The sequence below is a fragment of the Synechococcus sp. BA-124 BA4 genome (genome assembly GCF_034931165.1).
In genome coordinates this window covers 21,762-32,418 of the sequence record NZ_JAYGIA010000074.1, presented here as the reverse complement: position 1 = coordinate 32,418, position 10,657 = coordinate 21,762, and the positions used below count along the sequence as shown (strand labels likewise).

Annotated in this window: 10 protein-coding genes and 1 pseudogene; 3 read left to right on the top strand and 8 right to left on the bottom strand. The window is 65.5% G+C overall.

All coding sequences use genetic code 11. The features are described from left to right. Window positions 1–547: pseudogene (locus VB734_RS09760) on the top strand (hypothetical protein); the annotation flags it as partial. Between the two features lie 3 nt (window positions 548–550). Here VB734_RS09760 and VB734_RS09755 read toward each other — a convergent pair. The 4 genes from VB734_RS09755 to VB734_RS09740 form a co-directional block, all read right to left on the bottom strand. Then, the gene (locus tag VB734_RS09755; protein ID WP_197165118.1) at window positions 551–1,465 is read right to left on the bottom strand and encodes an LCP family protein; all 915 of its coding nucleotides are present in this window, start codon (window positions 1,463–1,465) and stop codon (window positions 551–553) included. 219 nt (window positions 1,466–1,684) lie between these two features. Continuing rightward, complete coding sequence (locus VB734_RS09750; RefSeq protein ID WP_197165116.1) at window positions 1,685–2,326, bottom strand: ParB/Srx family N-terminal domain-containing protein; 642 nt, start codon at window positions 2,324–2,326, stop codon at window positions 1,685–1,687. Window positions 2,327–2,383: 57 nt separating this feature from the next. Beyond that, entirely contained in the window at window positions 2,384–4,180 is a 1,797-nt protein-coding gene (locus VB734_RS09745; protein WP_197165114.1) for an ABC transporter ATP-binding protein, read from the bottom strand. 133 nt (window positions 4,181–4,313) lie between these two features. After that, window positions 4,314–4,634, bottom strand: a complete 321-nt coding sequence (locus VB734_RS09740) for an RNA recognition motif domain-containing protein (protein WP_197165112.1) — start codon at window positions 4,632–4,634, stop codon at window positions 4,314–4,316. 235 nt (window positions 4,635–4,869) lie between these two features. Here VB734_RS09740 and VB734_RS09735 point away from each other — a divergent pair, with 235 nt between their 5' ends. Next, the gene (locus tag VB734_RS09735) at window positions 4,870–5,172 is read left to right on the top strand and encodes a hypothetical protein (RefSeq protein ID WP_323243321.1); all 303 of its coding nucleotides are present in this window, start codon (window positions 4,870–4,872) and stop codon (window positions 5,170–5,172) included. Window positions 5,173–5,192: 20 nt separating this feature from the next. Here the strand turns inward: VB734_RS09735 and VB734_RS09730 are convergent, their stop codons facing one another. From VB734_RS09730 to VB734_RS09715, 4 genes are all read right to left on the bottom strand, one after another. Further along, on the bottom strand, window positions 5,193–5,552 hold the full coding sequence (locus VB734_RS09730) for a hypothetical protein (protein ID WP_197165108.1): 360 nt from the start codon (window positions 5,550–5,552) through the stop codon (window positions 5,193–5,195). A 41-nt stretch (window positions 5,553–5,593) separates the two neighbouring features. Further along, window positions 5,594–7,531: a DEAD/DEAH box helicase gene (locus tag VB734_RS09725; protein WP_322781403.1), complete on the bottom strand. Its 1,938-nt coding sequence runs from the start codon at window positions 7,529–7,531 to the stop codon at window positions 5,594–5,596. Between the two features lie 174 nt (window positions 7,532–7,705). Continuing rightward, window positions 7,706–8,071, bottom strand: coding sequence for a phosphomannose isomerase type II C-terminal cupin domain (locus VB734_RS09720; RefSeq protein ID WP_197165104.1), 366 nt, complete (start codon window positions 8,069–8,071; stop codon window positions 7,706–7,708). Between the two features lie 6 nt (window positions 8,072–8,077). Further along, on the bottom strand, window positions 8,078–8,299 hold the full coding sequence (locus VB734_RS09715; protein WP_231594803.1) for a hypothetical protein: 222 nt from the start codon (window positions 8,297–8,299) through the stop codon (window positions 8,078–8,080). Between the two features lie 182 nt (window positions 8,300–8,481). Between VB734_RS09715 and VB734_RS09710 the strand changes: the two genes are divergently transcribed. Continuing rightward, the gene (locus VB734_RS09710) at window positions 8,482–10,650 is read left to right on the top strand and encodes a glutamine synthetase III (protein WP_322781404.1); all 2,169 of its coding nucleotides are present in this window, start codon (window positions 8,482–8,484) and stop codon (window positions 10,648–10,650) included. The last annotated feature ends 7 nt before the right edge of the window (window positions 10,651–10,657 follow it).

The following is a 10,657-nucleotide window of genomic DNA, read 5'->3' as shown; positions in this document are numbered from 1 at the left end:
GGTGAGCTGGGCCGGAGTGCTGCGGCTCGAGGATGCTTCGCTGAGCCGCGAGCTGCTGAGCCGTTCGGCTCTGATCCAGCCCAACGACATCCTCATGCCGCTCGTCGCCCGGCGCCAGGGTCTCGAGCAACGGGCGGATCGCTTGCAGCGGCCGGAGTGGATCGTCGATCCTGGCCTGGCGCCCTGGGGCGAGGGCCTGCTGCTGGGCCAGAGCAGCCTGATCAGGCCAGGCAGCGCCTGCGGCGCCCCACCCCAGGCTGCGGCTCAGGAGCTGGAGCTGCGGCGGGCCCTGGGGCGGATCGATCCTCGCCTTGGCCAGGTGCCGGCCAGCTTCGCGCAGGTGCCGGTGAGCTTCTGCAGCAGTGGACCGCCGCTGGTGGGTCCAGTGGCTGGGGCCGCTGGCCTCTGGTTGTTCGCCGGGCTCAGCAGCCCCTTCGCCCTGGTGCCGGCCCTGGCCGAGCTGCTGGCGGCAGCCCTGTGCGGTGAGCGGCCGGCCCTGGAGCGGCTGCCGGGGGCCTCGGCAGAGGCCGGTCCTGACTGGGGTTGAGCCTCAGAAGAGGAAGCGCTGGCGGTGGTCGCCATCGACCGTCGTGGCGTTGATGGCTTCCACATCACGGGGCGGCCAGTCGGCCTCCCAGTAGCTGATGCCGTTGAGATCAAAGGGCCGGCCGCTCAGGCGCTCCGCATCGAAGCGGGTGGTGGCCATGGCCGTGATCAGGCCACCGATTTCCATCGGCCCCAGGTCCGTCTTCAGGTCCTGGCCGGCCGCTGCGATCAGGCTGGGCAGCCGCACCAGATTCTCGGGGCGCGTCAGTTTGCTGAACAGGGCGGTGAGGACAAGCTTCTGACGGTCGATCCGGCCGATGTCCCCTTCCTCATCGTGGCGCCAGCGCAGGAACCCCTCCAGATCGCGACCCTTGAGGGTCTGAAGGCCCGGCTGAAGGTCGATGTAGAGGCCCTGGCTGTTGTCGACGTAATACATGCGCTTGGGCACGTTCACCTCGACACCACCGAGAACATCGCCCATGCGGCGTATCGCCCCGAGATTCACGAGCAGGTGGTGATCGATCGGGCGGCCCAGCCGCTCCGAGAGCTCCTGCTTGACCGCTTCGGCTCCTCCGTAGGCGTAGAGGGCGTTGGCCTTGATGCCGCCGAAACGGGCCGAGTCGATATAGGTGTCTCGGGGAACCTGGGTGACATGGGTGACACCGTTCTCGATGCGGATCGAGAACATCACATCGGTGTTGCCGCCGCCCACGTCGGTGCCCAGCACCAGCACATCACGGCCGTTGTCCCCCCAGGCAGCGAAGGGATTGCTGAGTTGACCGGTGAGCCTGGCGGTCTGGGAGGCCCAGTCCTTGGGCAGTAACGAGGCCAGGGGACCGGAGAGCGCCAGACCTCCTCCCAGACCAAGCAGCATCGCCAGGACGATGGGCAGGGGGCGGGATCCTTGGCTGGACGTCATGGGAACCTGGGGACGTTGCCGCTTCAAGACCACAGCGCCGCGACTGTCGTGAAGACGACGGGACAGCGGGCGGAAGAGGGGCCGGAAGAGCTGGGCATGGGCTTGTGCGACAGGGGAAGGTTGGGCCCTTTGTCACCTTCATGAAACCTTATTTCATCCAGGCCGAGCGGCTCTCCTCCCCCCCGGGCCGGTTTGTACCACTTCCCTGGCTGGACCCGCTCAGCTGGAGGGTGGTCCGCCAAGGCCCCCCTGGGCGCGCACCAGGCGCCGGGCCTCGGCAAGAGCGGGTTCGAGGTCCATCGAGCCGAAGCTGGGCAGATTCTGGCGACGCAACCAGCTGCCCCAGTGGAATTCCAGGAACGGCACCTGCGGCTGGGGGCGGATCAGGCCCTCCTGCTTCAGTTTCCAGACCAGGCTGCGAAAGGGGTCGTCCTCCAGGCTGACCAGGTCCGTCGGCAGCCGCTCGGGCGGGAGGGGGCCCCGGCCTTCGCCATCACGCAGGTAGAGCCAACCCCGCCGGTTGAGTTCCTCGAGACAGTGAGCGCGGCTGGCTCCCACCAGTTCCAGCACCACCGAGCAGAAGACGGTGGCGCTGGAATCCACCTCCATCAGGGCCCTCAGCCGGTGGTGCCGGTCGATCATCCAGTGCTCCCCCGCACTGCTCACCGCCACCGGCACCGGCCGGGTGCGCAGGTAGCGACGACGCTCCGCGGCCGTTTCTCTGGCGAAATCACTGGCCCTGGAGCGCACTTCCGCCAGTCCCAGGCAGAGCTGGGTGGGCTGCAGCGAAGTGATGGGCAGCTCCACCAGCTCCTGTCGGGCCAGGGGAGGCAGCTCAAAGGGACCGGATGTCTGGGCCATGGGCGAGGGCCCGCCGCCGCTGGGGACCTGGAATCACATCACCCCATGCTGGTGCATTCAGGCCAGGAGCGCCTCGTCTTCGCGCAGGCCGGCCTGAACCCGCCAGAGCCGGGCGTAGGCGCCTCCGCGGCGCAACAGCTCGTCATGGCCTCCCTGCTCGACGATCCGGCCGTGCTCCATCACCACGATCCGATCGGCATGACGCACGGTGCTGAGTCGGTGCGCGATCACCAGGGTGGTGCGCTCGGCGGTGATCAGCTCCAGGGACCGCTGGATGGCTGCCTCCGTTTCGTTGTCGACAGCCGCAGTGGCTTCATCGAGGATGAGCACCGGCGGATTCTTGAGAATCGCCCGGGCCAGGGCAATGCGCTGGCGTTGGCCCCCTGAGAGCCGCTGCCCCCGCTCCCCGACCACGGTGTCGTATCCCTGGGGAAGCGCTTCGATGAAGCCGCTGGCTTCGGCCAGCCGCGCAGCGCGCGCAATTGCGGCCGGGCTGGCGCCAAAACTCCCGTAGGCGATGTTCTCGCCCACGCTGCCGTGAAAAAGGAACACGTCCTGGCTCACCAGGCCGATGGCATGCCGGAGATCGCCCAGCCGCAGGTCCTGGATCGGCTGGTCATCCAGCAGGATCTCGCCGTCCTGGACGGCATAGAGCCGCAGCAGCAATTTCACCAGGGTGCTCTTGCCGGAGCCGGTGGCCCCCACGATGCCCACAGTGTGTCCGGCCGGAACCGACAGAGAGAAGTCGACCAGCAGGGGCTCCCGGCCGGTGTAGCCGAAACTCACCGAGCGGAACTCGATGGCACCGCGGACGCTGGCGAGGGGCAGGGGCCTGTCGCCCCCGGGGATGGCGATCGGTGTATCCAGCAGATCCAGGACCCGGTTGCTCGAGGCCATGGCCCGCTGGTAGTCATCGAGGGTGCGACCAAGGGTGGTGAGGGGCCAGAGCAGACGCTGAGTGATGAAGACGAGAAAGCTGTAGGAGCCCACGGCGATCGTGCCGCGCCAGGCCTGCAGTCCGCCGATCACCAGAATCGCCAGGAAGGCGAAGAGGATGGCAAAACGGATCAGGGGTATGAAGGCCGCTGACAGACGAATGGCGCGCTGGTTGGTGGTTCTGTAGGCCTCACTCTGGTGGCGGATTCGCTCCAGCTCCCAGGCCTCGGCGGCATAACTCTTGATCGTGAGCATCCCGCCGAGGTTGTTCGACAGGCTGCTGTTGAGATCGCCGGCCCGCTCACGCACATCGCGGTAGCGAGGAGCCAGCCGTTTCTGGAACAGGATCGAGCCCCAGAGAATCACCGGGATGGGCAGAAAGGCCACTCCGGCCACTCCGGGAGAGATGGCCGCCATCACTCCACCGACCGCCAGCACGGTGGTGGTCAGCTGCAGCAGTTCGTTGGCGCCGTGGTCGAGAAAACGCTCGAGCTGATTGATGTCGTCGTTGAGGATGGCCATCAGCCGGCCGCTGCTTCCGGCCTCGAAGAAGGCCATCTCCAGCTTCTGCAGATGGTCATAGGCCTCAAGCCTGAGCTCGTGCTGCATGGTCTGGGCCAGGTTGCGCCAGAGCACCCCGTAGAGGTATTCGAACAGGGATTCGGCACTCCAGATCACAAACGAGGCCACCGCCAGGGCCGTGAGCTGGGCGGGGACGGTCCTGAGCCCCAACTCCGCCAGCCAGGAGGTCTGCTGACGCACCACCACATCCACGGCCAGGCCGATCAGCACCGGTGGGGCCAGATCGAACAGTTTGTTGAGAACCGAGCAGCTCGAGGCCAGCCAGACGAGCCGGCGGTGGGGTCTCAAGGCCTCCAGCAGGCGGCTGATCGGGGTGCGCGCGCGCGGATGGGCCATGACGTCAGGCTGCTGGGCATCGGCCGGAGGGGCCGGAAGCCATTAAAGGGGCCCCGCCCCTGTCGGGCGGGGCCCCTCAGGGGCGGAGGATGCTTTATTGCGGGGCTTGTTCAGGCGTGATGACGATCAGGACTCACCAGCGACCGCCACCGCCACCGCCGCCGCCACCGCCGTAGCCGCCACCACCGCCCCGTGGACCACCGCCGCCACGTTCGCGGGGGCTGGCCTTGTTGACCCGGATCATGCGACCCATCCACTCCACATCCTGGAGGTCGTCGATCGCTTTCTGCTCTGAGGCGTCGTCGGCCAGTTCAACGAAAGCGAAGCCGCGTTTGCGGCCGGTTTCGCGATCAAGCGGCAGACTGCATTGACGGACTTCACCGTACTGGCCAAAAAGATCGAGCAGATCCTCCCGTTCGGCCTGGAAGGAGAGATTGCCTACGTAAATGGTCATTCCTTGAAGGGAATCTGGAACTGATTCGTGAATGCTTTGGGGTCCTCAAGGACTGCCCGTCTGGAGCGGGTCCTTTGGAGCGGATCGATGGGAGCCGTGAATCCTTGAATCGCCGCCCATGATACAGGGTGTCCTGCGGGAGATGGTGCCTTCCTGGCAGCGCTGTGCTCTGCGACACGGTTCAGCGCTTCTGCTGCCTCTTTGTTGCCCGGTCAGGCTGGGCCTTCAGGGCTGCATGGCGAAGCGTGAAGCGGATTGGAAGCAAATCCAAGGAACGGAGCCCGGCCGGGAGGGATGGCCCAATGTCATGAAACCAAGACGTACTGATCCCGAAGCAATGGTTGCCCCTGTTCCCTGGAGCCTCGATTGGTGTGAGGACGGCGAGCTCGCCCCACAGGATCGATTCGATCTTCTGCAGACTCTGGTGCTCTGCGAGACATCGGAGGCTCAACTCGGCCTGATCACCGCCATCGAGAGTCTGTCCCTGCGGCAGGTCAGCGTGATGCACACCGATGATGTCACCGGCATGTGTGCCTGATCGTTGACAGAGCTCAGCGCTCAGAGGCTGTAGCGGGCCATGGTGCGCTGGCGGCAGGTGCTCTGGGCCACGTCCAGTCCAGCGCCCTGGTTGACCTGATCCACGAAGCAGGAGCAGGCGAAGGTGCCAAGCCCAGGCGGGGGCACCTTGCGCGCAGCCTGGAAGGCCGCGCTCACGGTGGCCAGACAGAACTTGCTCACCTGCTCATCCCTCTGGCTGGTGCTGGCGGACGCTTTGAGCTGAGTCTCGGCTTCGACGGCTCCCGCAAGAGTCAGATCAGCGAGGCCTGCCAGGGCGACGGTGGCCAGACGCAGCATCACTCCCATTGGATTGGCAGGAGTGCGCTGACCTTTGGCCTCGGTGGTGGAGAGCAGTGACATGAAGTGGCAACAGGAACGCCGGATCGACGTATTGGGCTGGGTCAGGAGTGGTGGCGGGTGATCTGAAGCTCTTTGTTCATCACCCGCAGCCGCCGCAGGGCGTTGAAGACATCCTCGGGCATCCCACTGGGAAGATCGACGGTGCTGTGCGTGTCGAAGATCTGGATGCGGCCGATGCTGCGGCCGTTCAGACCGGCTTCGTTGGCGATCGCTCCGACAATGTTTCCGGGCTTGACCCGGTCCTGCCAGCCCACCTCGATCCGGAAACGCTCCATGTCGGCATCCGGGGGAGCGGAGGCGTCCAGGCGCCCGCCGCCGCCAGTGCGGGAGGGTGAGCGGCGATCACCGCGGCGGTCGTCGTCGCCGCTGCGCTGACGGTCCCGGCCGGCGGTGGTGGGCTGGCGCCAGGTTTCAGCCCCCTGAACCAGCAAGGGGCGGTCGCCCACAGCCAGTTGCAGCGCGGCCAGGGCCAGTTGCTCGGGGCTGGCGCTGATCTCGCTGCCCACCCGCTGCAGGATTTCGCTGAGCAGGGCCAGTTCCTGATCGTCAGAGCGGGGGGTTGCCACCAGGGCGGTGAGGCGCTCGCGCAGGCGATCCAGCCGGCTTTGATTGATGTCGGCGTTGGTGGGCACCTCCATCGGTGTGATGGCCTTGCCGACAGCGCGCTCCAGACCACCCAGGAAACGGCGCTCCCGGGGCGTGAGGAAGAGGATCGCGTCCCCCTGGCGGCCCGCCCGGCCGGTGCGGCCGATGCGGTGGACATACGCCTCGCTGTCGAAGGGGATGTCGTAGTTGATCACCAGGGTGATCCGGTCCACATCCAGCCCCCGGGCGGCGACGTCGGTGGCCACGAGCACGTTCACCTGTCCGCTGCGCAGCCGCTCAACTGTGCGCTCCCGCTGGTTCTGGGGAACGTCACCGTTGAGCACGGCCACGTCGTAACCCTGCTGTTCCAGGGCTTCGGAGACGGTGAGAGTGATCGCCTTGGTGCGGGCGAAGATGATCACTCCCTCGCTGCTCTCCGCTTCCAGCACACGGGTGAGGGCCTCCAGTTTCTGGGCGCCGTGCACCACCAGGTGACGCTGGCGGATGGTGCTGTTCTCAGCACCCTTCTGCTGGATGGTGACCTCAGCGGGGTCCTTCAGGTACTTGCGCGAGAGCCGGCGGATCTCCGAAGGCATGGTGGCGGAGAAGAGCACCACCTGCCGCTTCTCGGGGAGTTGTTCAAGCACCCACTCGACATCATCGATGAAGCCCATGCGCAGCATCTCGTCTGCTTCATCAAGCACCAGACAGCGCAGTCCGGAGAGGTCGAGAGTGCCCTGGCGCATGTGGTCCATCACCCTGCCCGGGGTCCCCACCACGATCTGCACGCCGCGCTTGAGGCGAACGATCTGGTCGCGGAAATCGGCACCGCCGTAGATCGGCAGCACACGCACCTGGGGGAGCTTGGCGGCATAGCCGTTGAAGGCTTCAGCCACCTGAAGAGCCAGTTCACGGGTGGGGGTCAGCACCAGCACCTGCGGTGTGCGCTGCTGGGGATCGAGGCGCGCCAGCAGGGGCAGAGCGAAGGCGGCCGTCTTGCCGGTGCCGGTCTGAGCCTGGCCCACCAGGTCGCGGCCGAGCATCAGCTCGGGAATGGCGGCCTTCTGAATGGGAGAGGGATCGCTGTAGCCGCAATCCGCCACGGCGGCGAGGATCTCAGCCCCCAGGCCAAACGCGGCGAAGGCTCCGGCGGGAGCGTCCTGAGTGGCTTCGCCGGGCTGGTCAATCGGGCCGATCAGGGTCGACTCGACCGCCGTGGTCTCGGCGGCTGACGGCTGCCCTTCGAGGGCACTCAGGTCGACACAGCTGGAGAGGGTGCTGGGTTGATTGGAAGTGATGGGATCGCTCGCGATGGGTGGGATGGGGGCTTGGGCGGGATGGGCGCTCAGGTCGATGGAGCACGCAAAGCTCTCGCCTGCGTTGAACTGGGTCACGATGAGTTGATGGGGGCCTTGGCCTGGGAGTTCCTTCAACGCAGGCCGGCAGGTACCCGTATCTCGCGGCCACAGGGCCTGAAAAAAGACTGCCTTGCCCTTAATCAAAGGGTGAAGATTCATGGTAACACCCGACCGAGCCGTTGCCCACATGCCAACGAAGCGGTCTGTGGGTCAGCCCACTCGTCCGTAGTCGTCGGCGAAACGCTCGATGTCGTCGTCGCTCAGGTCGTCGCCTCGCTGGATCTCCACGATCACCAGCCCGTGGTCACCTGCGCTGGCCCGGTGGATGGCCCGGGTGGGAATCGTCAGGGTGACGCCAGGAGATGCGCTCAGCTGCCCTCCCTCGCATTCCAGGACGCCATCCCCTTCGACAACCACCCAGTGTTCGCTGCGATGGTGGTGACGCTGAAGACTGATGCGGCTGGAGGGGAACAGCCACAGCCGCTTGATCAGGTAGCCCCTGGCAGTGGCCAGGGTTTCGAACCAACCCCAGGGGCGTTCACTGCGAGGCGTGCCTCCCCCGCCGGATACCGCCATCGCTGATCAATCGAAGGCGGCGGGTTTCCAGGCCTGGGCTCTGACCTGGCTGATTTCGGCGATCTTGTCGTGGGCGTGGAGACGGCGCTGAATCTGGTTGGTGCAACCCTGCCAGGCCGGGGGCGTGGTGCTTGCGTCGAAGCAGGCTTCGCTTCGGTCATCCAGCATCCGGCCCAGAGTCGGCTCCCCTCCCTGGGGTCCCGGCAGCAGGAGGTAGTAGCGGATCATGGGGACCGGGCTGGGGACAACTCCAGTCTGTCCCATGGTGGCGAAGCCGTCAGCGGCTGCGAGCGTCGGCGGGATGGCTGATCGGTGCTTCCGGTGCCGGTTTCGTGCTGCTCATCTGTAGCAACGGCTTCATCCCGAGGGCACCCCGCCTATTTGGATGTCTGCCAGACAGATGGTCTGACATGCCCAGCCCCCAGCGCCTCGCCGCCATTCAGCGCACCCAGGATCGTCCTGAGACGATCACATCCCCCCCCGGATCACTGGAGGAAATGTGGGCCAGCGATGTCTTCAACCTCTCCAAAATGAAGTCGTCCCTTCCCAAGGACATCTTCAAATCTGTTCAGACCACCATCAAGGAGGGAGGCAAGCTTGATGTCTCCGTGGCCAATGTGGTGGCCCAGGCCATGAAGGACTGGGCGGTCAGTCGCGGTGCTCTCTACTACGCCCACGTCTTCTACCCCCTCACCAACTCCACCGCCGAGAAGCACGACGGCTTCATCTCCACCCAGAGCGACGGCTCCGCCATCTGCGAATTCACCGGCAAGGTGCTGGTGCAGGGCGAACCGGACGGCTCCTCCTTCCCCAACGGTGGCATCCGCTCCACCTTTGAGGCACGTGGCTACACCGCCTGGGATATCACCAGCCCGGCGTTCCTGATGAGCACGCCCAATGGCGTCACTCTATGCATCCCGACGGTCTTCGTGTCGTGGACCGGTGAAGCTCTCGACAAGAAAACGCCGCTGCTGCGCTCCAACGCGGCCATGAACAAACAGGCCCAGCGTCTGCTCAAGATGCTCGGCAACACCGACGTGGCTCCGGTGAACTCCAGCTGTGGTGCCGAGCAGGAATACTTCCTGGTCGACAGTGCCTTCGTGAGTCTGCGCTCCGACCTGCTGCTGGCCGGTCGCACCCTCTTCGGCAGCCCCTCCCCCAAGGGCCAGCAGTTCGACGACCACTACTTCGGGGCCATCCCCCGGCGGGTTCAGGTGTTCATGCAGGACGTGGAGCACCAGATGTACAAGCTGGGCATCCCTGCCAAGACCCGCCATAACGAGGTGGCGCCCGGTCAGTTCGAGATCGCTCCCTTCTTCGAGGCGGCCAACGTGGCCACCGATCACCAGCAGCTCACCATGACGCTGCTGAAGAACACGGCGCGGAAGCATGGCATGAACTGCCTGCTGCATGAGAAGCCGTTCGAGGGAATCAACGGCTCCGGCAAGCACGTCAACTGGTCGGTGGGCAATGCCACCCAGGGCAATCTGCTCGACCCAGGCAGCAGCCCAGAGGAGAACATGCAGTTCCTGCTGTTCTGCGGAGCCGTGATTCGCGGTGTCCACCTCTATGGACCGCTGCTGCGTGCTGTGGTGGCCACGGCCGGCAATGATCACCGCCTCGGGGCCAACGAAGCTCCTCCGGCGATCATCTCGGTGTACCTCGGCAGTCAGCTGGAGGAGGTTTACACGATGATCAAGAACGGCAATCTCGGTAGCACCGATCACGGTGGATTGATGCAACTGGGTGTTGACACCCTGCCCGAATTTCCCAAGGATCCAGGCGACCGGAACCGCACCTCCCCCTTCGCCTTCACCGGCAACCGTTTCGAATTCAGGGCCGTGGGCTCCAACCAGTCGGTCGCTGGTCCGCTCGTGGCGATGAACACGATTCTCGCGGATTCCCTCCAGTACATCTGCGATGAAATGGAGGCGAAGATGGGGGCTGGGGAATCGCTTGAGTCAGCCGCCTCCGCTGTGCTCAAGACGATCATGGAGAAGCATGGCAATGTCGTCTTCGGCGGTGATGGCTACTCCAGCGAGTGGCACCAGATGGCCGTGAACGAGAGGGGGCTGGAAAACCTGCCCACCACCGCTGATGCGCTGCTCGTGCTCGAGCGTGACAATGTCAAGGACCTCTTCCGCCGGACGGGTGTCCTCACTCCCGTGGAGCTGCAGAGCCGCTTCGAGGTGTACGCCGAGCAGTATGTGCTCGCCGTCGAAGTCGAGGCGAAGGTGGCCTTGAAGATCGCCCGCACCCAGGTGTATCCGGCCGTCATGGAGTACCTCGGCAACCTGGCCAATTCCCTGCGCTACCAGGAGGATCTCGGACTTCCTCCCGATCGCGCCATGGCCGGGCGGATCGCCACCCTCAATCAGGAACTGCTGGCGAACTGCGTGGCCCTCGAGTCCGCCCTGTCGGCCCCGCCCCACGGTGCAGTCGCCCACATGCGCCACTGTGCGGACACCCTCCTGCCCCTGATGCACAAGATCCGCGAGGCCGTCGACGGTCTGGAGACCCTGGTGGACGACAACGCCTGGCCGCTGCCCACCTACCAGGAGATGCTGTTCGTCCGCTGATCCTGTC

Bases quoted from the DNA above. Each gene is read 5' to 3' on its own strand.
- VB734_RS09755 (WP_197165118.1), bottom strand. From the start codon at position 1,465: ATGACGTCCAGCCAAGGATCCCGCCCCCTGCCCATCGTCCTGGCGATG.
- VB734_RS09750 (WP_197165116.1), bottom strand. From the start codon at position 2,326: ATGGCCCAGACATCCGGTCCCTTTGAGCTGCCTCCCCTGGCCCGACAG.
- VB734_RS09745 (WP_197165114.1), bottom strand. From the start codon at position 4,180: ATGGCCCATCCGCGCGCGCGCACCCCGATCAGCCGCCTGCTGGAGGCC.
- VB734_RS09740 (WP_197165112.1), bottom strand. From the start codon at position 4,634: ATGACCATTTACGTAGGCAATCTCTCCTTCCAGGCCGAACGGGAGGAT.
- VB734_RS09735 (WP_323243321.1), top strand. From the start codon at position 4,870: ATGGCGAAGCGTGAAGCGGATTGGAAGCAAATCCAAGGAACGGAGCCC.
- VB734_RS09730 (WP_197165108.1), bottom strand. From the start codon at position 5,552: ATGTCACTGCTCTCCACCACCGAGGCCAAAGGTCAGCGCACTCCTGCC.
- VB734_RS09720 (WP_197165104.1), bottom strand. From the start codon at position 8,071: ATGGCGGTATCCGGCGGGGGAGGCACGCCTCGCAGTGAACGCCCCTGG.
- VB734_RS09715 (WP_231594803.1), bottom strand. From the start codon at position 8,299: ATGATCCGCTACTACCTCCTGCTGCCGGGACCCCAGGGAGGGGAGCCG.
- VB734_RS09710 (WP_322781404.1), top strand. From the start codon at position 8,482: ATGCCCAGCCCCCAGCGCCTCGCCGCCATTCAGCGCACCCAGGATCGT.